Genomic DNA, 23,839 nt, shown 5'->3' on the forward strand with positions numbered 1-23,839 from the left:
CCGTCGCACCTCAACCACACAAAATCCTACACGATTCAACACAGGATCCGCATGGCCAGTGTGGGTGAACTTCGAAACAGCAGGTCACGGCGCAGGCACCAGGTGGGGCACCACGCTCCAGGCGAACAACACCACCATCGGCGTCACGAGCGCTATTCGCCACGCCGGTGACAGCCCGGCCGCGGTCATCACAGCGGCCAGCGCATAGCCCGCGGCGACGACGGCCAAGATCGCCGCGAGCGGCCACTTCGCCACGTCGATCAGCCTGATGACCAAGGCCGCCGCGACCATCGGCCCGGCCAGAGCGACGGGCCATGCGGGCCGGACGCGGCCCAGCGCCATGGTCACCCACGAGAGCACCCACGCGCCGCCCAGCATGAGCGGCTCCTGCAGGATCGGCACGACCAGGCAACCGGAACCGGCGCACAACTGCCCGCGCAACAAGACCACGGCCAGCACCGCGAGCACCCCACCGGCCGCCGAGACCAGGCAACGACGGACCGACTCCCGAAGCGACATCCGCAGATACTGGCCCATGGCGGCCCGGGAACGGTTCAGCCGGGCGCCCCCGGCAACCGGATCGTCATCAACGCGCCGCCCTCAGGTGCCTGGGAGGCGTAGACGGCTCCGCCGTGCCGCTCGGCCGCGTGCTTCACGATCGCCAGGCCGAGGCCCGAACCGGGCAGCGTCCGGGCCTCCGACGAGCGGTAGAAGCGGTCGAACACCTTGGGCAGGTCCTCTTCGGCGATGCCCGGGCCGGCGTCCGCCACCTCGACGACCGCGGTGCCGTCGCCGAGCGGGTACAGCCGCACCCAGACCGTCGAGTCGGGCGGCGAGAACTTCACCGCGTTGTCGAGCAGGTTCAGCACCGCGCGCTCCAGCGAGCTGTTGTCGCCGGTGAGCACCCACGGCTGCAGCGAGACGTCGAAGTTGATCTCACCCGCGCGCCGCCGTGCCCGGTCGAGCGCCCGTTCGACGACGTCCAACAGCTCGACGCGTTCGAAGCGCTCGCGGGGCTCGTCCTGGCGCGCGAGTTCGACCAGGTCGCCGATGAGCTGGGTCAGCTCGTCGAGCTGGCCGCTGATGTCCTCGACGATGTCCGCACGGTCCTCGTGCGGCAGCGGCGGCGCCCCCGGCTTGCTCGCCGCGAGCAGCAGCTCGAGGTTGGTGCGCAGCGACGTCAAGGGCGTCCGCAGCTCGTGCCCGGCGTCCGCGACCAGCTGGCGCTGGCGTTCCTGCGAGTCCGCGACCGTGCCGAGCATGGTGTTGAAGGTCTGGGTGAGACGCGCGAGCTCGTCGTCGCCGCTGACCGGGATCGGCCGCAGGTCGCCGGTCTTGGCGACGCGCTCGGCGGCCGACGTCAGCCGGTCGACGGGCCGCAGGCCGGTGCGGGCCACCGCGGTGCCGGCCGCGGCGGCGACCAGGATGCCCGCGCCGCCGATCAGGAACAGCACCAGGGCGAGCTCGTTCAGCGTGCGCTTGGTCGGGCCCATCGACTGGGCGAGCACGATCGCCTCGCCGTGCCCGGACGGCAACGCGACCACGCGGCTGTCGGTGCGGAAGTCGGTCCGCAACGACTCCGGCGAATCGCCGTTGGCGACGTTCAGCTCGCGCTGGTCGAACGGCGGCGCCGAGCTCGACAGCGGATAGGTCATCACGGCGTGCTGGACGTCGGGCGCGGCGTTGAGCTGCCCGATCTGCAGGTCGGCACTCGCGAGGAACGCGCCGGGGACCTGCCGCAGCGAGGTCTGCACCTGCGGCGAGTCGGCGGCCGCCTGGGCGCGCGCCATGAGGCCGTCGTCCAGCTGCTGGTACAGGTTGCTGCGCACGACCATGTACGCGCCGATCGACACCAGCGCGACGGCGCCGGCGACAGAGGCGGCGGCGAGCAGCGTGACCCGGCCGCGCAGCGAGAACCGGCGCGTCCCCCAGCGCGTGCCGCGGGGGTCGCCGGGTTCGGTCACGGTGGGGTTTCCCTCAGGACGTACCCCACTCCCCGCACCGTGTGGATCAGCCTCGGCTCCCCCTCCGCCTCCGTCTTGCGGCGCAAATAGCCGACGTAGACCTCCAGCGCGTTGCCCGACGTCGGGAAGTCGTAACCCCATACTTCCTCCAGGATCCGGCCACGCGTGAGGACGTGCTTCGGGTAGGAAAGGAACAGTTCCAGCAGGGCGAATTCGGTGCGGGTCAGGCTGATCTCGCGGCCGCCGCGGCGGACCTCCCGCGTCCCGGGGTCGAGGGTCAGGTCCGAGAAGGACAGAACCTCCGACGCCTGGCCGCTCGGGCCCTCCGGGACGGCCCGGCGCAGCAGCGCCCGCAGCCGGGCGAGCAGCTCCTCGAGCGCGAACGGCTTCGGCAGGTAGTCGTCGGCGCCGGCGTCCAGCCCGGACACGCGGTCGGAGACGGTGTCGCGGGCGGTGAGCACGAGGATCGGCAGGTCGTCGCCGGTGCTGCGCAGGCGGCGGGCCACCTCGAGGCCGTCGAGCCGGGGCATCATGACGTCCAGGACCATGGCGTCCGGCCGGTCGGCGATGATCGCCTCCAGCGCCTGCGCACCGTCGCTCGCCAGCTGGACCTGGTAGCCGTTGAACTCCAGGGACCGCCGGAGCGACTCACGGACGGCGCGGTCGTCGTCCACCACTAGGATGCGCATGCCGCTAGTTTTACGCAGCGTGCTGAGACCCGCCTAAGAACACACACAGAACTCACAAAGGATTTCTCACTCGGGACCGCGCGCGACCGGGGCGTTCCAGTGCCGCCAGAGCGCGACCATCCTGACGGTGACCACGACGGCGGCCGCGATCACGGCCACCGGCCCTTCCGGCAGTCGCACAGCGTGACCGACGGCAACGAGCGCCGAGCCGGCCAGCGCGGCGACGGCGTAAATCTCCTTCCGCAGGACGAGCGGTATTTCCCGAAGCAGGAGATCGCGCACGGCGCCGCCGCCGATCCCGGTCGTCATCCCGATCAGACACGCGGCGTAGACGGTCGCGCCGGCGTTGAGCGCGATGGTCGTCCCGGCGGTGGCGAAGACACCGAGCCCGAGCGCGTCCGCGAGCAGCACACCCCGCCGCAGCCGCGCGACCTGCGGGTGGAAGACGAAGACGACGAGAGCCGTCCCGGCGCAGACGGCGAGGTAGGGCCAGTTCCGCAGTGTGGTCGGCGGGTGAATGCCGAGCAGGACGTCCCGGATGACGCCGCCGCCGAGCGCGGTGGTGAGCCCGACGACGACAACACCGAAGACATCGAGCCGAGCCCGCACGGCGGCGAGCGCCCCGGACGCCGCGAAGGCGACGAGCCCGACGAACTCCAGGCCGGTGAGCAGCATCTATTGGTTCTATTGGTCGAGCAGCCCACCGCGGTAGGCCAGCAGCGCGGCCTGCACCCGGTTGGCCGCACCGATCTTGGAGAGCACGGCGGAGACGTACCCCTTGACGGTGGCTTCGGAGAGGTGAAGACGCCCGCCGATCTCGGCGTTGCTCAGCCCTTGGCCGATCAGCGCAACGACCTCACGTTCACGTTCGGACAGCGAGGCGAGCAGCTTCCGGGCGGGCTGAGCAGCGCGTTGTTCGTCCCGGTGGCTTTGAACCATCCTCGCGGCAACGCCCGGGTCAAGGACAGCGCCCCCTCGTGCGAGATCCCTGACCGCCCTGAGCAGCGCGGCCGGATCGATGTCCTTGAGGAGGAAACCGTTGGCCCCGAGCCTCAGGGCGAGGCTGACGTACTCGTCGATGTCGAAGGTGGTCAGCATGGCGACGGTGGGCGGGTCAGGCAGGGCGAGGATGGCCCGCAGCGCGCGAATGCCGTCGTCAGGAGCCCGCATCTTGATGTCGAGAAGCGCCACGTCCGGGTGATACCGGCGGGCGACCTCGACCGCGGATCTGCCGTCGGAGGCTTCGCCCACGATCTCGATGTCCTGGGCCCCGGACATCATCGCGCGCAGTCCCGAGCGCACCAGTTCCTCGTCGTCGGCGAACATGAGCTTGATCAACGAAGCCCTCCGCAACAGCCGGTGGGAGCGACTCCCCGCGTCCCGTTAACGAAGGTTACCTACTGTTGTTCAGCAGTTCGAAACCAGACACGACCAGGTGACTGACTGGTCCGTCCAGGTCAGGTGCGGTGGACCCTGCCGCGGGGTGTATCCAGCCCGTGGGCGGAGGGTAAGAACCACTCACCTGGGTGACGACGAGAGTCGGGCTACTCCATCCGTGCCCCTGCTGCTGGGGGCGGCCTCGGCAGGCTAAGCTTGCGGCGGCAGTAGCAGGCCCTCGTAGCTCAGGGGATAGAGCACCGCTCTCCTAAAGCGGGTGTCGCAGGTTCGAATCCTGCCGGGGGCACTGAGCGGGGCGTCAGATGCCGGCCCGGTCGAAGCGTTCGATGAGGCTGGGCTTGCGCGCGTGTGTTCGCCGCAGTGCGGTGGTACGCAAGGCGAATGTGTCGTCCAGGTCCTCGCGTTCGGCCAAGGCCTGCAGATCGGTGAGTAGTGCGACGGCGGCGTCGTAGTCGGCCGGTTTGCGGGTAGCGATCAATGCCTCGACACGCGACCACGCGGCGTCTCCCTCCTCGGCAAGCCTGTCGAGTCGTCGCTCGCGGGCCAGGGAGAGTGCTTGTTCCCGGCGTGCCTCGTCTTCAGCACGCCGGCGGGCCAAGCGCAGCTCGCCATCGGCCCGCCGCTGCGCCGCGGCGTCGAGCAGGTCGGCCACGGTCCTGCGAACCGGACGAGAGATGGCCGGAGCTGTGTCACCCCGGTAGCGGTGCAGCAGCTCCATCCGCACCCGCATGCCCTCCCCCAGCAGGACACGGACGAGGAGCCGGTCTTTCTCGGCGGCCGGCAAGTGGGGCACCCAGGCAGCGAGGTCGTCAGGACTGTCCGCAGTGTCCTCGAGCGGCGGAGAAGCCTGAGCCGCGATGGCGAGGAGGTCGCCGTCGATGCGGAGAAAGTCAGCGAGCGCCCGCTGCGCCGCGGTGAGCGTGCCCAATCCCGGCGGAACCGGCGGTTCGAGATCGTCGTCGGCTTCGCGGTCGAAAACGTCCTCGTCACGCTCCCACGCGCCGTAAGCCGCCAGCCAGGCGAGGTAAAGCGGCCGGAGATCACCGGCGGCGAGTTCGGTGCGCACTCCGACTATCGCCGACAACAGGTTCTCGGCGTCGTAGTCGAACTCACCGCCGTCGTCTTCGCTCGTGAAGGCGAGGACGATGAACTCGCCGGTGACCCAAGCGCTCGCCTCGTCGCCGAGGGTGTAGTCCTCGACGACATCCGGATCGAGCAGATCGCACGGCAGGCGGAACATCACGCGGCGGGTGCCCCAGTTGGCGACGTACAGGTGCGCGTCGTAGTAGCGCTCCATCAGACGGCGCGGGTCACCCTTGAAGTCGCCCCAGTGGTATTCGTTCGCGAAGCTCGTCGAAGAGATCCGTGCCCGGGTCGACAGCGCCCGGACCGCAGCTTGTTCGCCATCGTCCAGTGGGCGGTCGATCGCCACGAACTCGTAGTACTGGTACTCGCTCACGGTCCGTCCAGTTCATCGGCATTGGTGTCGTGTCACGAGGTGGCAGACTAGCTCTGGCCTCGTGGATCGGTTATTCAAGGCCGAGGGCGGCGCGCAGGCGGCCCGGGTCCATGGCGCCCGGGTGGCCGTGGGTGTCCGGGAAGGAGTCGAGGAGGCGGATCAGGTCTCCCCGGCGGGTGGGATCCGCGGCGGCCTGGCGAGGGGTGTGGCCGGACAGGGCCGGAATGGACTCATCGAGCCACTTCTGCTCGTAGTCGCCGACGAATCGTGCCAGGACCTCCGCCGCCTCCGGAGAAGTGACGGGAGCCTCCGCCGGAGCCGGACGGCGGGCCGCGTCCTGCGCGGATTCGCGGGATTCGGCGACGACCGTGAGCGTCGGGTCGAGCGTGCGGAGGATGGCGAGCACGCGGTCGGTGCGGGCTTCGCTGTTGGTGCTCACGATCAGGTCGTGGCCGTCGAGACGAAGGGTGGCCCGGATACGTTCCATACCGTCACCAGTGATGTGCTCGTGCCACGTGTCGCCGTCGCGCTCGTATGTCTCGTCCAGCTCGGCGGCGAGCGCCGCCGGGTCGCTGGTCCGCAGGGTGACCTCGCAGAGCACCAGCGGCTCGCCCTCGGTGTTCTGCAGCACGGGCGGCGCGAACCGCCTGCTCAAGAACGAAATCAGGGTTTCCGGATCAGGCCCGGAGTCCAGGAGGGCGATGAGCTCGTCGCGCTGGTGCAGGGCGACCGGTTCGATGCCGCCGAAGATCTGCTCGATTTCACCGACCGGCACTACGCGGGCGCAGATCAGCATGCCCGGCTTGAGCTGCCGGCTGCCCGTCTGCTCCCTGACCTGGTGGACGTCACCCGTTCGGATGTCACGAACTGTGCAGCCTTTGCCGGGACGGACCTCGTCGATCTCGAACACCGACCGCTCGACGAGCAGCCACTGCCCGGCCAGCGACCGCTCGTCCTCGGGCAGCAAGGCGCCCCTGGTGGCCACGAAGTCGGCGAACGCGCCACCCTCGAACAGGACCGCGTCCGCGGTCAGCGGGTCCTCCAGGGCTTCGAGCAGGGCGAAGGGGTTGTCGGAGAACTCCGCTCGCGCCTGCGCGGCCTCCATCATCCCGATCCGCCATGGACCGTCGGCCAGGAACAGGCCCGCCTTCTGGTACAGCCATCCGGCACGCTCGTCGAGCGTCAGCGATTCGCGGTTGAGGTGGCATTTCTTGTACTTGCGGCCGGACCCGCACCAGCACGGGTCGTTGCGGCCGACGTCGGTGCGGGGCTTGGCCTCGAACCGTGCGAGGAGCTCGGCAAGGATGTCGTCCGGCGGAGCGTCGGCCCGGCGCAGCAGGGCCAGTCCACGGGCGGCGTCGCCGCGATCGCCCGCGAAGCGGGCCAGTGCGTACAGCGCCGGTGCCCACTTCGGATCCATCGACTCGGCGGCCTCGTAGGCCGCCTCGGCCGCGATCACGTCGCCCAGCCGCTCATGAGCCTTGCCGCGCAGCCACCGCAACGCCGGCCGCGCCGCGCGCGGTGCCATCGGCTCGAGCGACTCGGCGAACAGTCGCAGCGCCGCCGCGGCCCGCGTATCGGCCGGGATCTCCGCGAGGACCGCCTCGGCGACCGGTACCTCGGCCAGCAGCGGGAGAGCCGCGCCGAACCCGCCCGTGACGACGTCACCGGAGGCCGCGTCCACGATCGCGGTGACCGCCTCCTCGCCGCCCTCGGAAGCCGCCTCGTGCAGCGCGGCAACCCTCTCGTACTGCTCGAGGATCGCCAAAACCGCGAAACCCGCCTCGTCGTCGAGGTGATGGCGCCGTGCGATCGCCACCGCGCGGCTGCCCTCCCGCCACTGCCGGAAGTCGAAGGTGGCCGGGGCGAGCCATTCGCCGTCGTACTGCAGTCCGCAGGCGCTCAGTGCCTCGCTCAACGGCGGCAGCGGCTCGGTGAACAACGCCGGGTCGCTCGCGCATGCCGTCGTGAGTGCGTCATGCAGCTCGATCGGCCCGCCGGGGACGACGGCCAGCTCGTCTTTCAGCGCGCGGGACAAGGCAGCCAGCCGGTCGGCCGGTGTCTCCTCGCCGGTGGCCGCCTCCAGGTGCAGCCCGTCTTCGGTGACCCGCACCGCGACGACGTCGCCCTCGGACAGCCCCAGGTCACGGAGACAACCGGGCGGAAGCAGCAGGGCCCCGCCGTCGGCGATCGCCTCCGGCGGGACACCTCGGTCGGCCAGTGTCTCGCCGTGGAGCTCGGGGAACACGGGGACGACCGGTGAGCCGTCTATCAGCCGCTGGTGCCCGGCGCGCCGGACCAGCGGCTCGACCAGGGTCAGATCGGATTCGAGGCCGAGGAAACCGTGCTCGGCCTCGGGCGCGGTCAGCCGGTGCGTGAACACCCGGCCATTCAGCAGCGCGGGCACGGACGCCCACCGGTCGTCGGAGAGCGTCGTCAACAACCCGTCGCCTTCGTCCAACGCGTCGATCAGGTCGTCCAGTTCGTCATCCAGCGGCACCCCACGCTCGCGCAGGGCGGAGACGAGCTGTTCCTCGGTCATCGGCCCGCGTTCGGCCAGGACAGCGGCGATCACGTCGACGAGGGGCGTATCCGCGGTGCGAGAAGTACCAGCCACGGACCAACACAGTACGTGTCTGCCACTCCGCCGCCGTGAAGAGGGCTGACGACTCAGCCGAAGAGGCCGCGGATGTCGTCGGCGTCCAGGCTGCCGCCGAAGGCGTTGCCGTCGTCCATGACTCCGGCGAACAGCGCGGCCTTGCGGGCTTTGAGTTCCATCACCTTCTCTTCGATGGTGTCCTTGGCGATCAGCCGGTAGACCATGACGTTGCGGGTCTGGCCGATCCGGTGCGTCCGGTCGACGGCCTGGGCCTCGGTCGCCGGGTTCCACCACGGGTCCAGGAGGAAACAGTAGTCCGCCTCGGTGAGGTTGAGCCCGAAGCCACCCGCCTTCAGGCTGATCAGGAACACCGGTGCGGTGCCGCTCCTGAACTTCTTCACCACCGCGGCCCGGTTCCGGGTTTTGCCGTCGAGATAACAGTATTCGACGCCGGCGTTCTCCAGGTTCCGGCGCACGACGTCGAGGAAGCCGGTGAACTGGCTGAACACCAGGGCACGATGCCCGCCGTCGACGACGTCCCGCATCTGTTCGAGCAGGGCCTCGATCTTGGCGCTGGGGAGGTTTCCGTGCTTTTCGTCGATCAGTCCGGGATGCAGGCTGAGCTGGCGCAGCAAGGTCAGCGACCGCAGGATGGTGAAGCGGTTCCGGTTCAGGTCGTCGATCAGGCCGAGCACTTTCTGCCGCTCACGCTGCAGGTGAGTCTGGTAGATCTTGCGGTGCCGCGGTGCGAGGTCCACTTCGAGCACCTGTTCCTGCTTCGCCGGCAGGTCCGCGGCGACCTGTTCTTTGGTGCGGCGTTTGACCAGCGGCTTGATCCGGCGGCGGAACTGGGCGAGCAGGTCGGTATCGTCCTGCTTTTCGATCGGGCGGGCGTAGTACTCCGCGAATCGGGCCGGGTTGGGGAACAGCCCTGGTGCGGTGATCGACAGCAGCGACCACAGCTCCATCAGGTTGTTCTCCATGGGTGTTCCGGTGATGGCGAGTTTGAACGACGTCGCGAGCCGGCGCGCGCACTGGTAGATCTTCGACTGGTGGTTCTTGGCGAACTGGGCTTCGTCCATGATCAGGCCCGACCACGGCAGCTCGGCGTACTCGTCGAAGTCGAGCCGGAAGAGCGTGTGTGAGGTGACGACGACGTCGGCGCCCGCGATCGTCTCCGCCAGGGTGCTTCCGCGCCGCCGCATGGTGTCACCGATAGTCACCACGGACAGCTCCGGCGCGAACCGAGCGGACTCGGCCGCCCAGTTCGAGACCACGCTGGTCGGGGCGATGATGACGAAGGGAGCCAAATTCCGGTCAGCCCGCTTCGCATGACAGATGAGGGCGAGGGACTGCAGGGTCTTGCCCAAGCCCATGTCGTCGGCGAGGATGCCGCCGAGCTGGAACTTCCAGAGGAACGCCAGCCATTGGAAGCCTTCCAGCTGATACGGCCGCAGCTCCGCGTTGAGGGTCGCCGGCGGCTTTGCCCGCTCATCGCTGTCGATCGAGCGCAGGGCGGCCAGCTGGCGTTTCCAGGCCTTGGCCTGGCGGCCGACGACCCCGAGGGAGGCCAGTTCGTCCCAGAGGCCGACCTGGTAGCGGCTGATCCGCAGCGAGTCGCCGACCCGGTCCTGCAGGGCGCGGGCTTCCTCGATCAGTTGACGCAGCGTCTGCAGTTCCGGCTTCTCGAGGGAGAAATACGCGCCATTGTCGAGCAGCAAGTGTGACTGGCCGGTGGCCAACGCCGCGAAAACCGAGGCGAACGGGACGTCCTTGCCCTCGACGCTGATCGTGATGCCGAGGTCGAACCAGTCCGTCTCGCCTGCGATGTCGTCGGTCGAAATGCTGACGGACAGCGAGTCGCCGGCCTCGCGATAGTCGGCCGGGCTGCCACTGACCTCGACCGCGACGTCGGGCAGGTCGGTCAGCAGGGGCAGCAGCTCGGTGGTGAATCGCATCGTGTCGATGCCGCCGAGGACGCCGCCCGGCGCGTCGGGCGAGGCCGGATCGACCAGCGCCGGACCGAACTGCTCCGCCGGGAAGTCCAGTCCGGCGAGAATGGCGCGTTCCCGCTCGGGGTCGCGGAAGCCGTCCTCCGGCCGGGCCGGTGTGAGCGGCGCGCGTACCTGGGATTCGCCGATCTGGTACGCCCATTCCCAGCCGAGCTCCAGCGCGTGACCGTCGTGATAGGACGCGTTCAGCGTCAACGTCGGAGCGGAGATCTCCGGCGGCACAAAGGATTCGTCGGATGAGACGACCGGGGCGATGTGCCGGAGCCGCGGGTAGTACTCGTCCCGGAATCGAGAAGATTGTCCGGCGGGGATCTTCAGGGACTGTTCCGCCAGGACCATGCGTTGCAGCTGGGGCGCGGCGGGGGTCGCCAGCCGGGCGAGCCGGATGCGCCAGAGGCTGGGATCGGCACTTGCCTCGACGTCCGCCCGCTCGGTGCAGACGAGACCGTGGCCGTTCGCGCCGATGAACCGCACCAGGACGACGTCGGTGCTCCCTGCCACGGTCAGTGCGGGGGTCACCACGAGCGATCCGGGACGGGTGTCTTCGGTGACGTCCAGGCGCAGCTCGGCGGTGTGGTACGGCGCCAGGTCGCCGAGCGCTTTCTTCGCGTGTACCAGCCGGATTCCGACAGCTTCCGCTTCGTCGAGCAGCGGCCAGAGCCGGCTGCTCCGGTAGCCGGACAGGTCGATCGACTTCATATCCGAGTAGTAGTAGCCCGAGTTCTGATCATGTGACCGGTAGACCGCGTAAAACTCATTGAGCACCCGCAACTGGTCGGCGCGGTAGCCCTGGTAGGTCAGCGTACCCAGCTTGTTCCAGGCCAGGCTGCCGCCGACCCAGCCCGCCCGGCCCGGCTGCACCAGCCGCGCCGACAGCATCGGCGTGCGTGCGTTCGATGACAGCGACAGCTCGATCGCCAGCGGAACGGTCTCCTGGCGGTGCGACGCTCCGGCAGGAGGCGATTCGAGGAGGGCTCCGAGAGACTGTTCCCAGCTCGGCGGCTTCGCTGCCCGGCCGGCGCTGGTGGCCGGGGCCTGCCGCCGACCAGGCGTGACCGGCGGCTGGTCAGCCCCGATGGTCGCCAGTACCAGTGCCGCGACGTGTTTGCAGTTGAAGCCGATCGGACAGCTGCATTCGCCGTGCTCGAACCCGTAGGGCAGCCCGTCGACAGACTCGAAGTAGGCCGACGTCTCGTAGATCTCGCCCCGGCCCAGCACCTTTCCGTGCAGCGCGTTGTCCCGGGAGCTCCATCGGCTGCGGAGAACCGCGTTCCGTCGCGCGTAGTCGAGGCCCCGGCCGTAGAAAGTGCTGCCCACCACGGCTTCGAGCTCGTCGGGGTCGATATCGAGCGTGGTGACTTTCTCCATGACGGACAAGGTAACGGTCAGCACCGACAAGTTTCGGCCGACATGCCGCGCTTCAGGGCGCGTTGCGGCTCGGACCGAACCTTTCGAACATCTCGGCCAGCTCCGCGAGCCCCACCCGGTCCGGATGTCCCGAATCGAGGACCGCTTCCGTCAGGTCCGCGAGTTCGGCGCCGGGCAGCGCGTTCAGCATCTGTGCCGCACCTTCCGGCCCGGCCGCCTCCAGCAGTACGAGGAACTGCTCGGTCATTCCGAGTATGCGTTCCCGGTCATCGATTTCGGCGAGGTCCAGTTCACCGCTGTCGACGAGCACACGCGTCGCGATCGGGCCCAGGGCCGGATCTGTGCGCAGGTCGTGCAGCAGCGCGTCGCGGTCCGGGAGGGAATTGACGAGGACCTCGAGCATGTCCGACGCCAGGGTCCGGAACGGACACCCGCGGATGGCGTCCAGCAGGAGGGGAAGGCCGGCCTCCCGGCCACCGTGCGCGGCCAGCCAGCCGGAGATCTCGGCCACGGCCGTCTCCGGGGTGTAGTGGTCCAGGAGCGTGTTCAGCATGGCGGCGGGAGCGGCGTCGGCGAGATCACCCACCAGAGGCGCGACCCTGCCCTCCCGCAGAAGCCGCGCCCGGACCGCGCGGCTGGCCAGCGGGGTGAGGGTGACCAGGTCGAGCGCCGGGACGTCGAGCGCGGCCCGCAGCCGGTCCCGCACGTCCGGCGCGAACCCGGGGTTCTCCGGCACCAGATCCATGCTGAAGATCGGGTCGGGCGGCCCCACGGTCAGCTCGACCGCGCCGAATTCGGCCAGCCTGGCGAGCAGGCGGCGGAACTCGCTCGCGAGCCCGTCCCGCCAGACCGGCTCGATCGACGGTTCGAGATCGAGGTAGAAGCGTTCGGTACAGGCCCGCCACACGCTTTCGGCGAGCCGGGCCACGGGAATCGGCTCCGGCATGCCGTAGATCGTGTTGAGCACGTCCGGCAGCACGATGTCGAGGGTCTCGTCGAGCAGTTGCACGTAGCCGGGCGTCCAGCCGGTCGGCGCGACCAGCAGACCCGGCTCGGGGAGGGCGTCGAACGCCGCCGTCCACAGCGCGAGGGCGTTCTTCACCAGCGGCGCCGCCTTCGCCACCCGCACCAGCTTGCCCTTGACGACGCGCACGATCCGCGCGCGCTTGGCGAGTTCGAACACGACAGCGAGGTTGGCCAGGTCGGCGCTGCTGCGAATGCGCTGGACTTCGCCGCCGGACTCCCATTCGAGCACGTCGCCGGTGTCCAGCAGCGACACCAGCTCGCGGGCGTCGGCGAGCTTCAGGTTGCCGGTGCCGGTCAGCGCACGGCCGTCACCCACCCAGTCGACGAGCTTCCGCAGCTGGGTCACGATCGACGAGCTTTCCGCGGCTTCCGCGAGTTCCGAGTCCGCCGGCAGCGAGACCGCCGGCTGCGGCAAGGCCCGTCCGGCCTGCTCGATGAAGTGCCGGGCGGCCAGCTCGGCGAGGAGTTCGTCGTCGTAGCCGTGCCGCCCCTCGCGTGCCTCGGCGAGGAACGCGTTCAACGCGTCCGCGTCCGAGACGTCGACCCCGTTGCGGGCCGCAGTCATCACCCAGTACTTGCCGACGCCGAAGTTGCGTTCGTCGGCCATCGCGGCCGGGAATTCGGCCGTCGCCTTGGTGACGGCACTCTCGAGATCCACCAGCGGCTCGCCCATGGGATCGGCCAGCCCGATCTCGTGGAGGTACCGGAGGAACATCCGCAGCGTCTCGGGCACGAGAACCGCGTCGTCGGCGGTGGCCGCGAGCGTGCGCGGCACATGCGACAGCAGGAAGTCCCGGACCAGCGCGGCGGTCCAATAGGTCAGCCGCCCATCGACCGAGGTGTGCCGGAATTGGAGTGCCGCGACCACGGAGTACGGATCGACCTCACGGCCTTGCCCGGCAGCCCAGGTGGCGAAACGCCGGACCAGGAGATCCTCCCCGGCTTCGTAGCCCTCGTGGTCGTCCTGGTCGTAGTAGGTACGCACCCGGTTCCTCTCGTCAGTCGAATTCGCCGGCCTTGACGCCCTGGATGAACGCCTGCCACTCCGCTGCTGTGAAGTGGTGCGGTGGGAGCGATCGGTCCTTCGTGTCGCGGATGTAGCGCCCGCCATCCGGGGTCTCCGCCACCTCGACACACTCTCCGCCGTTGCCGTTGCTGTAGCTGCTCTTGCGCCAGTTCAGCGCAGGGAGGTCAGTCATGACCGCCCCTTCCTCTTCGCCCAGGTCCTATGTCTCCTGGACGATTTTACGCAGCAGATCTGCGCTTTCCGCAGGTGACAGAGCGGCTCGCTGCGTCTGCGTGAACACGTCGGTGTAGCGCAGGAGATCGGCGGGACGCTCCAGGTAGAGACTGCCGCGCTCGTTCTCGAGGTAGACGAGATCGATCTCGTCCATGTCCGGGAACTTCAACATGGTGAACGGGCCACTCATCGCCGGATGCGCGCCCGCGGTGAAGGGGACGATCCGAATCTTGGCGTGCTGCTTCTCGATGACCGTGATCAGGTACTCCAACTGAGCCCGCATGACATCAGGGCCGCCGACGCCCCGGCGAACCGCGCCCTCGTTCACCAACGCCGTGACGTCGCGATCCTGGAGCCGGAGCTGACGTGCCTGACGAAGATCGACCATCCGGTGCCCGGCCGCCTCGGATGCTTCGGGGTTACTCGCCTGGAAGCAGGCACGGATGTAACCCGGTGTCTGGAAGAGGCCGGGCACGAACTCCGATTGGTACGTCAGGATCTGGTCCGCGTCGCTCTCCAGGCTGGCGTAGATCTCGAACCAGTCGCTGATCACGTCCGAGTACGACTCCCACCAGCCGCGCTCGCGGGACTCCTCCGCCAGGCGCATCAGCCGATCCGTCTCGGCCTTGCCGGCCTCGTAGATCTCGCAGAGCCGGTACACGTGGCGGGACATGATCGCGTTGCGGCCGTTCTCGATCCTGGTCAGCGACGGCTGCGCCATGCCCAGCTTCTTCGCCACCACCGACACCGTCAGCCCGCGCGCCTCGCGCAGTCGGCGCAGCGTCTTGCCGACATAGCGACGGCGCACACCGGGTCCGGGCGACACGCAAGCTCCTCTCGTCGCCGCGAAGCATAGACGGTCTCGCCTGCATCGAAAGAGTGAACCACGGTTGATCGGTGGCGCCTATGTATATACGTGACATACGTTGATCCGGTCCGGCCCTCGTTCCCGCCCAGGTCCGAGGGCCGGGCCCGACCGGCAGGGAGGCAGGATGAAGATCGCCGGGCACTGGATGGCCGAGGAACTGCGGGCGCCGGACCGACGGCGGCACTTCGTCCCGCAGGACGCCCGCCCCTGGCACGACGCCGCCGGCGCCGTGATGGGCTGGGTCGCCGACTGTGGCACCGCGTGCATCCCGGCCGGCCGGCGCTACCTCTCGGAGCTGCGCGACTGCGCCGAGTGCGTCCGGCTGCACCCGGCCCGGACGGGGTGCCGCTGATGGACCCGGTCGACCGCGCACTGATCAGCCGGGTGCAGGAGCTGGCCCGCGGTGTCGACCGCACCGCGCCGCTCAAGCTGTCGCGCGAGCGCAACCCCGACCAGTTCGCCGAGAACCTGCGTGACCTGGGCCTCGAGTTCGTCGACCTGGGCGTATGCCTGCTCGCCCGGGTCGACGAGCTGGATCGCCGGCGGAGCTGACGCCCGACCGGCGCGAGTGCCGGGGATAACCTGTCCGCATGCCCGGCTTGGACAAGTTCGATCTCGATGACATCGCGATGGCACTGCAGGACCAGACCGACTACGAGCACTTCCACCTGGTCAACCCACTGACGGGCGAGATGGCGTTCTGGACCACGGACGGCGGGATCGACGGCGAGCACCCGGTCGACCTCGACGACCTCGACCTCGTCGTGATCAACCCGCTGCCGTCGTCCGTTTGGCACCAGGACATGGCGGACTTCGCGGACGGCGTCAGCGACGAGCAAGCCGGCCGGCGGCTGGCGAGGGCCATCCGCGGCAGAGGCGCCTTCCGCCGCTTCAAGGACGAGCTGCACGAGGAGTATCCGGAACTTCTTGACGTGTGGCACGAGTTCAGTGACATCCGGGCACGCCGTCGCGCGGCGGAATGGCTTGCCGACAACGCGCTCGTCGACCGGGACACCGCCGATCGATTCGTTGCCGAGCACTCCGATCCCGACTTGCCGTGAATGGACGACGAGGCCTACCGACGCCGATGGAAACCGTGAACGACGACGAAGAACGCTGGTTGCTGTCGACTGAGCAGGTAGCCGTGGCGAACCTGCGCACGATGCTCGAACTGTGCGCGGGAGGTGAACTGAAAGTCAGCGACAAGACCTCGTTGCCCGCAGCGGCGACCGTGAACGTGGTCACGGAACACCTGGTCGACCACGACTTCTACGCTGACGCCGCGATCGCGGCGTTCGCTTGGCCATTGCTGCTCCAGGCCGGCGGCCTCGCGAAGGTGGAACGCGGCAAGCTGCAGTTGACGCCGAAGGGCCGCGCCGCGCCGGCGAAGCCAGGACCGGACACCATTCGCCAGCTGTGGCAACGGTGGTTGACGCACGCCGTGATCGACGAGTTCAGCCGCGTCGAGCAGATCAAGGGTCAACGCGCCGCGAACGTGCTGACCGCGGCCAAGACCCGGCGGGGAATGGTCGCCAAGGCGCTGAGCCGATGCGAGCCGGGCGAATGGCTGGACGTCGACACCCTGTTCAAGACCATGCGCCGGGGCAACATGAGCCCGACCATCGCGCGGTCCGAGCGAGCGCTCTGGAAGCTGTACCTCGAAGATCCGCAGTACGGGAGTCTTGGCTACGACGGCTTCCACAAGTGGGAACTGCTCGAAGGGCGCTATACCCTCGCCGTCCTCTTCGAGTACGCGGCCACGCTCGGACTGATCGACGTCGACTACGTCCACCCGGCCGGCGCGCGTGACGACTTCCGTGACAACTGGGGTGGCGACGAACTCGACGCCTTGAGCCGTTATGACGGTCTTCTCGCGATCCGCCTGAACGCTCTGGGTGCCTACGTACTCGGCCTGACCGACACGTACGAGCCGCCGGTGGCCGAGGTGCCGGATGTCCGGCCCCTGAAGGTGTTGCCGAACCTCGACGTCGTCGCCACCACGCCGCTTCCGGCCGCCGACCGGCTCACGTTGTCCGCGTTCGGCGAGCGAACCGCCGACTACGTCTGGGCCGTCTCCGCAACCAGTCTCCTGGCCGGTGTCGACGCCGGGCGCGATCTCGACGAGTTCACCCGGTTCCTCGGCGAACGGACCGAACACGAACTGCCCGGCGCACTGACCACGTTGCTCTCGGATGTCCGGCGCCGGATCGGGCAGCTCGTCGATCTCGGTCACGTTCGCCTGATCGAGTGTTCGGACCCCGCGACAGCCGCGCTCATCACCCGCGATCGGAGCCTCCGCTCGCTCTGCCGCCTGATCGGTGACCGGCACCTCGCCGTTCTTCCTGATCAGGAACTGAAGTTCCGCAAGGCCCTGCGGAAAATCGGTTACGCCCTCCCCGGCTCGTAACCGGCGTGCCCGCGCTCGTGCTCGGCTACGGCGATCTCCTCGAAGCGCCGGTTGAGGGCTTCTCAAACCCGCGATGAGGTGGAAAGCTGCTCACCGACCGCGGACCCGACCGACGGTTGACGTTTGACAACGTTGTCAGCACCTGGAGGTGCGCCCATGTGGTCGCAGAGCAGACGGATGGCCGCCGCCGTGGCCGCGGGGGTGGTGGTCGCCGGCCTGGCGCCCGCCGTAGCCCAGGCCGCGCCCGTGCCCGCGGATCCGGTCAGCCTGGTCAACCCCTTTGTCGGTACGCAGAACTTCGGCAACACCTTTCCCGGGACCAGTGCGCCCTTCGGGATGGTCCAGGTCAGCCCCGACACCGGTGGCCAGGGCGGCTACGACTACCTGCAGAACACCATCTACGGCTTCAGCCAGACGCACCTGTCCGGCGTCGGCTGCGGGGTGATGGGTGAACTGCCGATCATGCCCACCACCGGCGCCGTGGACAACGTTGACAAGGATGCCTACAAGTCCGAATACCGCCACGACGACGAGCACGCCGAGCCGGGCTACTACCGCGTCGGCCTCAAGAAATACGGCATCGACGCCGAACTGACCGCCACCGCGCGCACCGGGTGGCAGCGGTACACCTTCCCCGCCACCGGGCAGGCGAACGTCCTGTTCAACACCGGCCAGGCCAACCAGTCCGTCAAGGACTCCGAGATCCACGTCGTCGGTGACCGGACGCTTGAGGGCCGCGTCCGCGCCGGTGGGTTCTGTGCCGGGCACGATGAACACACCGTCTACTTCACCGCCACCTTCGACCGCCCCTTCAGCTCCTTCGGCACCTGGCGCGGCTCGACGCGCACCCCCGACAGCCGGGACGCCGCGGGCACCGGCGGCAACGGTGCCTGGGCGAGCTTCGACGCCACCGCCGACCACGACGTCGTCCTCAAGGTCGGCCTCTCCTACACCGGCCTCGACGGTGCGCGGAAGAACCTGGCGGCGGAAACCAAGGACTACGACTTCGACGCCACCCGCGCGGCGCTGCACCAGCAGTGGGTCGACAAGCTGGGCGCGATCAAGATCGGTGGTGGCACGGCCGAGCGGCAGACCGCCTTCTACACCGCGCTCTACCACGCGCAGCTGCACCCGAACCTGGCCGGTGACACCGACGGCGCGTACACCGGCTTCGACGGCAACGTGCACACCGCGAGCGGCTACACGCCGTACCAGAACTTCTCGCTGTGGGACACCTACCGGCCGCAGAACCAGCTGCTGGAAATGCTGGAACCTCAGGTCGCGCGGGACGTCGCCTTGTCGGTCGTCGCCATCGGGCGTGATGGTGGATGGCTTCCGCGGTGGGCGCTCGCCGAGAGCGAAACCAACATCATGACCGGCGACCCCGTGACGCCGTTCCTCGTCGAGGCGTGGTCGAAGGGCCTGCTCGCCGGGCACGAAGAAGAGGCGTACGCGCTGCTGAAGAAGAACGCGACCAGCACGCCACCCGCCGATTCGCCGTACAACGGCCGCTCCGGTGTCAACTACTACACCGAGCGCGGGTACATCCCCAGCGGGCTGGAACTCGGCAAGGACTGCGCGGCCAAGGGCGGCGACAACGACTGCGAGCACCCGGCCTCGGCGACCATGGAGTACTCGGCGGCCGACGCGGCGCTCGCGCTGATGGCGCGTGGTCTGGGCCACCAGGCCGACGCGCGGATGTTCGCCGACCGCGGCCAGTGGTACCGGAACCTGTGGGACTCCTCGATCGGCCAGTTCCGCCCCCGCACCACCGAAGGCACTTTCCGCACGCCGTACAACCCGGTCGACGCCGGACACCAGTTCCACGAGGGCGGCGCGTACCAGTACCAGTGGCTCGTGCCGCAGGACCCGGCCGGGCTCGTCTCCCTGATGGGCGGCCGGACCGCGACCGAGAAGCGCCTCGATTCCTTCTTCACGTACGACAACCTGCTGAAGGACCCGGCCGGCACCGCGCGGAAGGACTGGATCGCCAGCCCGTACGACTACTACGGCAAGCCGACCTACAACCCGAACAACGAGCCCGACCTGCTCGCGCCCTACACGTACAACTGGGTCGGCGCGCCGGCGAAGACCGCGACCGTCGTCCGCGCGGCGATGACCCTGTTCACCACCGGGCCCGACGGCATGACCGGCAACGACGACCTCGGCACGATGTCCGCCTGGTACGTCTTCTCCTCGCTCGGGCTGTACCCGACGATGAGCGGCGCGAACTTCCTCGCGCTGTCGAGCCCGCAGTTCGAGTCGGCGACCGTCCGGATCGGACAGTACGGCGCCACGCAGGGCGGGACGCTGACCGTGTCGGCGCCGGGCGCGAGCGACACGAACCGGTACATCCAGAGCGTGTCGCTCAACGGCCGTGACGTCCGGCAGACTTCCCTCGATTGGGCCGCCGTCGCCCATGGCGGATCGCTGCACCACAAGCTCGGGGCGAAGCCGTCCCAGTGGGGCACGTCCGCCGCCGCGGCGCCGCCTTCGGTGAACAACGCCGTCGGCGACCTGCGGCGGCACGTCGACGCGTCGCTGCGGCAGACGTCCGTGGTGATCCCCGCCGGCGGGACGCAGCAGGTGCACCTCGACCTCGACGTCCTCGCACAGAACCCGGCACTGCAGCCGGTCACGGTTTCGGTCTCGGCTCCAGGCTGGAAGGCCCGGGTGCAGCCCTTCGACCTGGTCTGGTCCGGGCGGCTGCCGGTGCAGAAGACGGTGCCGATCACGGTCACCGTGCCCGCGGGCGCGGCGCTCGGGACGTACCCGATCCAGGTCACGGTGTCCGGGCTGGGCGCGAACACCGTGACGCGCTCGGCGACGGTCGAGGTCCGGACGCCCTCGGCGTGCGCTTCTTCCGGCTCACAGTGCGCGGTCGACTTGGGCCGCGACCGCAACCACGACGGCACGGCCACGGTGACGGCGTCGTCGGAAGGCAACTTCGACGGCGGCGGCTGGAGCTACGACGCCGCACTGCTCCCGGCAGCCGGCCCGGTGGTCTGGGACGGCGTCACCTACGCCGCGCCGGACGCTTCGGGGACTTCACCCAACTTCGTGGAGGCCCGCGGCCAGTCGCTGCTGCTCCCGGCCGCGCCGCACACGGCGTTGAAGCTGGTCGGGGCGTCGCACAACGGCCCGGTGTCGACGACGGTGACCGCGCACTACACCGACGGGACGAGCGCGGACCTGGCCGTGTCGTTCGGCGACTGGGCCGGGTCGGGCAGTCCCGTGGTGCTCGAGATGCCGCACCGGATCAAGGCCGGCAGCGGCGTCGACGGGCCGCCGGTCCGGCTGTTCGGGATCTCGGCCGCGGTGGACGGCAGGAAGACGCTGCAGTCGGTGAGCCTGCCGAACGACCCGCGGGTCGAGATCTACGCGCTCACCCTGGCGTGACGGTCCGGTTCGCCGGGGCACCGGCGAACCGTTCCGCCAGGTCAGGGCGAGGGCCGGGCTCCCGGCTGCGGGGCGCGGTCGTGCTTGCGGAACTCCACCCAGCGGCGGCTCACGTCGGCCCAGAGGTCCTGCTGCTCGGCGTAGAACCGGTCGAGCCGATCTCGACCGAGGTCCGCCGCCGGAGTCGTCACCAGGTAGTAGTCGATCTCATCGCGCAGCCGGTTCATCCGGTACTGCGTTTCTTCCATGAGCAGCCAACGCGAGCGCCAGGTGAAGAAGGTTTCGAGGCCGGTCAGCAGCGTGACCGCCGCGACCAGCGGCAAGGCGATGGAAGCACGCAGCGGGATCTCGGGGATGCCGAGCACGATCGTCGACAACGCGGTGAGGACCAGTGTGGAGATCCGCACCCGCGAAGCCGGCCTCTTGAACCGCTTCTTCCGGGAATCGATCCACTCGATGTCCGCGGACACAAGATCGCGAAAGCCGAGGAAAACCTCGCGGAGCGGGAGGTCGGGCTGCCGTCCGACCAGTTCCAGGAAGCCCCGTTCGGAGGTGAGTTCGGTCGGCGACGAGGACCGCTGTCTGGGCCACATCGGGCCAGGGTCGTGGAATCTCAGCACCCCGGCAAGGCTGAGGCTTATTCCGGTCAGGCCGCCGCGCCCCGCCCGCACACCGCTGATCATCGCAGAAGCCATGCGGCGGCCGACGGCTGAATAAGCCTCACTGTCAAGCGACGATCCGGGGTTCGGACGCCAGCCGCGACAGGACGTGGGTGAGCCGCCGCGCCGCGACGTCCCACTCCTCCAGCGCGCTGCCCCGGCCCAGTGCCGCCGTGCGCAGTGACCTGCGCAGCTCCGGGTCGGCGTACCAGCGGTGCAGCGCGTCGGCGAGCGCGAACGGGTCGTCCGGGCCGACCACCAGGCCCGGCATCTCGCCGTCGGCGTCGACGCCCAGCGCGTCGTACACCCCGCCCACCTCGGCGGCCAGCACCGGGATGCCCCTGGCCAGCGCCTGGGCGACGAACATGCCGGACGTCGCCGCGCGTGCCGGGATGACCAGCAGGTCCGCCGCGTTGTAGGCCGCGCCGAGGTCGACTGCTTCGCCGGCCAGCGTGATGCGGCCGCCGAGGCCGAGCCGCTCGATCGACCAGCCGAGCTCGTCGACGAACGCCCGGTCCACCTCCAGCGAGCCGGCGAAGACGCACGACAGCGCGAGGTGGTCGACCTCGCCGAGGGCCTGGACCAGCAGGTCGTGGCCGTTGCGGCGGGTGACGTCGCCGACGCACAGCAGCCGGGACACGCCGTCCGCGCCCGCCGCGAGCGGTGCCGCGTCGGTGCCCGGCTTGGCGACGTAGACGCGGCTCGGGTCCAGGTCGTGCCGGTCGATCAGCAGCCGGGCCAGCCAGGCGCTGGTCGCGACGACCATTCCGGCCATCCGCAGCGTCTCGCGTTCGCAGGCGTCCAGCTCCGCGGCGTGCGCCGGGGTGAGGCCCGGCTCGTCGGCGAGGGGCTGGTGCACCAGCACGGCCAGGCGCAGCCGCCGCGCGTGCGGGACGACGATCTCGGGCACGCCCGAGGCGATCATGCCGTCGAGCAGCACCACGGTCCGGTCGGGCAGCGCGGCGAGCGACCGCGCCAGCCGGCGTCTCGACGCCGCGTCCGGCTCCGGCCAGCCGCCGGCGATCGGCAGCTCCAGCACCGGCTGCCCGACGGCGGGCAGGTTCTGGCACATCCGCTTGTCGTAGGTGTCGCTGCCCGGCGGGGCGGCGGGGAGGATGAACACCATCGGGTCGGCGGCTCTCATCGCTCGCGCCCGAGCAGGTCGGTGGGGACGGACACGGCAACCTCCAGCGTGGGTCGACGGCGGTGACGGCTCATACGTCACACGCACCCCGGCCCGGGAAGGTTCAGCCCTGCGCGTCAATCTTCCAGACGCCGCCGTCCTGGACCAACGTGAAGGTGTTCGTGTCGGTCTTGGTGCCCCCGCTCTTCGACACGTAGGTCACCTTGGCGGTGACCCGGCCGGGGCCGTTTTCCGAGACGATCGAGGCGCTGACCTTGCTGTACGTGCCCCAGAAGTTCTGATAGGTCTCGATGGTCTGGTGCTTGGACGCCTTGAAGCGATCCGTCAGCAGGTTCCACGCCTGGTTGATGTTGCCCGGGAGCAGCGAGTAGTAGGCGCCGAGGGCTTCGGCCGCCGTCTTCGACGAAGCCACGGTCGAAATCGTCGGCGAAGTGGGCGGAGCCGAGGTCGCCGACGACGGCGTGGTGGACGGCGGTGTCGACGGCGCTGCCGGCGGAGTCTCCGACGCCGAGGTGGACGGCGCCGACTGGACCGGCGGAGCGGCGGTGTCCTGCGGCGGCTTCTGCCGCACGACCAGCAGGATCGCCACGACGACCGCGACGCACAGCAGCGCCGCGCCCGCTCCGACGGCGATCAGGCCCTTGCGCGCGCCCGGCGACACCGCGGTGACCTCGCCCGCGGGCACGGTGACCGCGGCCGGCGCGGACGGCACCGGCGCCGGCTCGGTCTCCGGGAGCGTCGCGGCGAGCACCGACTCACCGGGCTCCGCGTCGGGCAGCAGTGCCCGCAGCTCCCGCTCGACCTCGTCCATCGAGGGACGCTCGGCCGGCTCGCCGTCGAGCATCCGCACCAGCAGCGGCGTCAGCCGGCCCGCCTTCTCCGGCGGAATGGTCTCGCCGCTGGACGCCTTGTAGAGCAAGGCGATCGGGTTGTCGGCCGTGCCGTAGGGCGCCTGCCCCTCGACGGCGGCGTACAGCGTGGCGCCGAGGGAGAAGACGTCGGCGGCGAAGTCGGCGTCTTCGCCGCGGGCCACCTCGGGGGCGAGGTACGCGGGCGTGCCGGCGATCTCGCCGGTGGCCGTCAGCTTGACGTCACCGATCGCGCGGGAGATGCCGAAGTCGGTGATCTTCGCCGTGCCGTCCTCGGCGACGAGGATGTTGGCCGGCTTCACGTCGCGGTGCACGACCCCGACCCGGTGCGCGCCGGCCAGCGCCGAGCTGATCTGCACGCCGACGCGGATGGCGTCGTCCACCGTGGCCGGCCCGTCGAAGAGCGTGGCCGCCAGGCTCTTCGACGGCAGGTACTCCATCACCAGCCACGGCCGGTCCTCCTCCTCGAGGACGGCGAACACGGTGATCGCGTGGGAATGCTGCAGCCGGGCGGCGATCCGCGCCTCGCGCATCGCGCGGTTCTTCGCCTCTTCGGTGCGTTGCTCGTCGTGGTCGTGCGGCAGCAGGAGTTCCTTGATCGCCACGGTGCGGTCGAGCTTTTCGTCCTGGGCCCGCCACACCGTGCCCATCGCGCCGCCGCCGATCGGCTCGAGCAGCCGGTACCGATCGCGGATCCGGCGACTTTCCACGAGCATCCACCATTCTCCGAAGTGGCCG

The 23,839-nt window shown here is 69.6% G+C and carries 19 protein-coding genes and 1 tRNA gene; 6 read left to right on the top strand and 14 right to left on the bottom strand.

What is annotated here, in order from left to right; genetic code table 11:
- Positions 1-84: 84 nt before the first annotated feature.
- The 5 genes from A3CE_RS0118055 to A3CE_RS0118075 all read right to left on the bottom strand — a co-directional run bounded on the left by A3CE_RS0118055 (position 85) and on the right by A3CE_RS0118075 (position 3,991).
- Positions 85-519, bottom strand: a complete 435-nt coding sequence (locus A3CE_RS0118055) for a hypothetical protein (RefSeq protein WP_125591898.1) — start codon at positions 517-519, stop codon at positions 85-87.
- A gap of 35 nt (positions 520-554) precedes the next feature.
- Entirely contained in the window at positions 555-1,964 is a 1,410-nt protein-coding gene (locus A3CE_RS0118060) for a sensor histidine kinase (RefSeq protein ID WP_020641510.1), read from the bottom strand.
- Positions 1,961-2,653 (bottom strand): response regulator transcription factor, encoded by a 693-nt coding sequence (locus A3CE_RS0118065; RefSeq protein WP_026468612.1) that lies wholly within the window; start codon positions 2,651-2,653, stop codon positions 1,961-1,963. Before A3CE_RS0118065 ends, A3CE_RS0118060 begins: the two co-directional genes overlap by 4 nt.
- 66 nt (positions 2,654-2,719) lie before the next feature.
- Positions 2,720-3,328, bottom strand: a complete 609-nt coding sequence (locus tag A3CE_RS0118070) for a trimeric intracellular cation channel family protein (RefSeq protein ID WP_020641512.1) — start codon at positions 3,326-3,328, stop codon at positions 2,720-2,722.
- A 9-nt stretch (positions 3,329-3,337) separates the two neighbouring features.
- Positions 3,338-3,991 (bottom strand): response regulator, encoded by a 654-nt coding sequence (locus tag A3CE_RS0118075; protein WP_003087851.1) that lies wholly within the window; start codon positions 3,989-3,991, stop codon positions 3,338-3,340.
- A 273-nt stretch (positions 3,992-4,264) separates the two neighbouring features.
- On the opposite strand from A3CE_RS0118075, the gene A3CE_RS0118080 reads away from it, so the two are divergent.
- Positions 4,265-4,337, top strand: a tRNA-Arg gene (locus A3CE_RS0118080).
- A gap of 12 nt (positions 4,338-4,349) precedes the next feature.
- On the opposite strand, the gene A3CE_RS0118085 is transcribed toward A3CE_RS0118080, so the two are convergent.
- The 6 genes from A3CE_RS0118085 to A3CE_RS0118110 all read right to left on the bottom strand — a co-directional run bounded on the left by A3CE_RS0118085 (position 4,350) and on the right by A3CE_RS0118110 (position 14,581).
- Entirely contained in the window at positions 4,350-5,510 is a 1,161-nt protein-coding gene (locus A3CE_RS0118085) for a hypothetical protein (protein WP_020641513.1), read from the bottom strand.
- 70 nt (positions 5,511-5,580) lie between these two features.
- A complete protein-coding gene (locus A3CE_RS0118090) occupies positions 5,581-8,127 on the bottom strand; it encodes a YecA family protein (RefSeq protein ID WP_211231855.1) in 2,547 nt (848 codons plus the stop codon).
- Between the two features lie 53 nt (positions 8,128-8,180).
- Positions 8,181-11,489 (bottom strand): DEAD/DEAH box helicase, encoded by a 3,309-nt coding sequence (locus A3CE_RS0118095; protein ID WP_020641515.1) that lies wholly within the window; start codon positions 11,487-11,489, stop codon positions 8,181-8,183.
- 52 nt (positions 11,490-11,541) lie between these two features.
- Positions 11,542-13,500: a hypothetical protein gene (locus tag A3CE_RS0118100; RefSeq protein ID WP_020641516.1), complete on the bottom strand. Its 1,959-nt coding sequence runs from the start codon at positions 13,498-13,500 to the stop codon at positions 11,542-11,544.
- Between the two features lie 13 nt (positions 13,501-13,513).
- Positions 13,514-13,714 (bottom strand): DUF397 domain-containing protein, encoded by a 201-nt coding sequence (locus A3CE_RS0118105; RefSeq protein WP_020641517.1) that lies wholly within the window; start codon positions 13,712-13,714, stop codon positions 13,514-13,516.
- Positions 13,715-13,741: 27 nt separating this feature from the next.
- Positions 13,742-14,581, bottom strand: a complete 840-nt coding sequence (locus tag A3CE_RS0118110; RefSeq protein ID WP_125591900.1) for a helix-turn-helix domain-containing protein — start codon at positions 14,579-14,581, stop codon at positions 13,742-13,744.
- A 166-nt stretch (positions 14,582-14,747) separates the two neighbouring features.
- Here A3CE_RS0118110 and A3CE_RS0118115 point away from each other — a divergent pair, with 166 nt between their 5' ends.
- From A3CE_RS0118115 to A3CE_RS0118135, 5 genes are all read left to right on the top strand, one after another.
- Positions 14,748-14,975: a hypothetical protein gene (locus A3CE_RS0118115; protein WP_020641519.1), complete on the top strand. Its 228-nt coding sequence runs from the start codon at positions 14,748-14,750 to the stop codon at positions 14,973-14,975.
- Positions 14,975-15,175 carry a hypothetical protein gene (locus tag A3CE_RS0118120; RefSeq protein WP_125591902.1) on the top strand — a complete coding sequence of 67 codons (201 nt, stop codon included), beginning with the start codon at positions 14,975-14,977 and terminating at the stop codon, positions 15,173-15,175. Before A3CE_RS0118115 ends, A3CE_RS0118120 begins: the two co-directional genes overlap by 1 nt.
- Before the next feature lie 38 nt (positions 15,176-15,213).
- On the top strand, positions 15,214-15,684 hold the full coding sequence (locus tag A3CE_RS0118125; protein ID WP_020641521.1) for a UPF0158 family protein: 471 nt from the start codon (positions 15,214-15,216) through the stop codon (positions 15,682-15,684).
- 26 nt (positions 15,685-15,710) lie between these two features.
- Positions 15,711-17,030 (top strand): helicase-associated domain-containing protein, encoded by a 1,320-nt coding sequence (locus A3CE_RS0118130; RefSeq protein ID WP_020641522.1) that lies wholly within the window; start codon positions 15,711-15,713, stop codon positions 17,028-17,030.
- A 156-nt stretch (positions 17,031-17,186) separates the two neighbouring features.
- Positions 17,187-20,429 (top strand): GH92 family glycosyl hydrolase, encoded by a 3,243-nt coding sequence (locus tag A3CE_RS0118135; protein ID WP_026468613.1) that lies wholly within the window; start codon positions 17,187-17,189, stop codon positions 20,427-20,429.
- A 41-nt stretch (positions 20,430-20,470) separates the two neighbouring features.
- On the opposite strand, the gene A3CE_RS51290 is transcribed toward A3CE_RS0118135, so the two are convergent.
- The 3 genes from A3CE_RS51290 to A3CE_RS0118150 all read right to left on the bottom strand — a co-directional run bounded on the left by A3CE_RS51290 (position 20,471) and on the right by A3CE_RS0118150 (position 23,817).
- Complete coding sequence (locus tag A3CE_RS51290) at positions 20,471-21,022, bottom strand: DUF4231 domain-containing protein (RefSeq protein WP_020641524.1); 552 nt, start codon at positions 21,020-21,022, stop codon at positions 20,471-20,473.
- Positions 21,023-21,155: 133 nt separating this feature from the next.
- Complete coding sequence (locus tag A3CE_RS0118145) at positions 21,156-22,214, bottom strand: glycosyltransferase family 4 protein (protein ID WP_020641525.1); 1,059 nt, start codon at positions 22,212-22,214, stop codon at positions 21,156-21,158.
- Between the two features lie 121 nt (positions 22,215-22,335).
- Positions 22,336-23,817 carry a serine/threonine-protein kinase gene (locus A3CE_RS0118150; RefSeq protein ID WP_020641526.1) on the bottom strand — a complete coding sequence of 494 codons (1,482 nt, stop codon included), beginning with the start codon at positions 23,815-23,817 and terminating at the stop codon, positions 22,336-22,338.
- Positions 23,818-23,839 lie beyond the last annotated feature (22 nt).

The sequence above is a fragment of the Amycolatopsis balhimycina FH 1894 genome, assembly GCF_000384295.1.
Classification (GTDB): Bacteria; Actinomycetota; Actinomycetes; order Mycobacteriales; family Pseudonocardiaceae; genus Amycolatopsis; species Amycolatopsis balhimycina.

Coding starts and splice junctions, on each gene's coding strand:
- A3CE_RS0118055 (WP_125591898.1), bottom strand. CDS start 519: ATGTCGCTTCGGGAGTCGGTCCGTCGTTGCCTGGTCTCGGCGGCCGGT.
- A3CE_RS0118065 (WP_026468612.1), bottom strand. CDS start 2,653: ATGCGCATCCTAGTGGTGGACGACGACCGCGCCGTCCGTGAGTCGCTC.
- A3CE_RS0118070 (WP_020641512.1), bottom strand. CDS start 3,328: ATGCTGCTCACCGGCCTGGAGTTCGTCGGGCTCGTCGCCTTCGCGGCG.
- A3CE_RS0118095 (WP_020641515.1), bottom strand. CDS start 11,489: ATGGAGAAAGTCACCACGCTCGATATCGACCCCGACGAGCTCGAAGCC.
- A3CE_RS0118105 (WP_020641517.1), bottom strand. CDS start 13,714: ATGACTGACCTCCCTGCGCTGAACTGGCGCAAGAGCAGCTACAGCAAC.
- A3CE_RS0118115 (WP_020641519.1), top strand. CDS start 14,748: ATGAAGATCGCCGGGCACTGGATGGCCGAGGAACTGCGGGCGCCGGAC.
- A3CE_RS0118120 (WP_125591902.1), top strand. CDS start 14,975: ATGGACCCGGTCGACCGCGCACTGATCAGCCGGGTGCAGGAGCTGGCC.
- A3CE_RS0118125 (WP_020641521.1), top strand. CDS start 15,214: ATGCCCGGCTTGGACAAGTTCGATCTCGATGACATCGCGATGGCACTG.
- A3CE_RS0118130 (WP_020641522.1), top strand. CDS start 15,711: ATGGAAACCGTGAACGACGACGAAGAACGCTGGTTGCTGTCGACTGAG.
- A3CE_RS0118135 (WP_026468613.1), top strand. CDS start 17,187: ATGTGGTCGCAGAGCAGACGGATGGCCGCCGCCGTGGCCGCGGGGGTG.
- A3CE_RS51290 (WP_020641524.1), bottom strand. CDS start 21,022: ATGTGGCCCAGACAGCGGTCCTCGTCGCCGACCGAACTCACCTCCGAA.
- A3CE_RS0118145 (WP_020641525.1), bottom strand. CDS start 22,214: ATGGTGTTCATCCTCCCCGCCGCCCCGCCGGGCAGCGACACCTACGAC.
- A3CE_RS0118150 (WP_020641526.1), bottom strand. CDS start 23,817: ATGCTCGTGGAAAGTCGCCGGATCCGCGATCGGTACCGGCTGCTCGAG.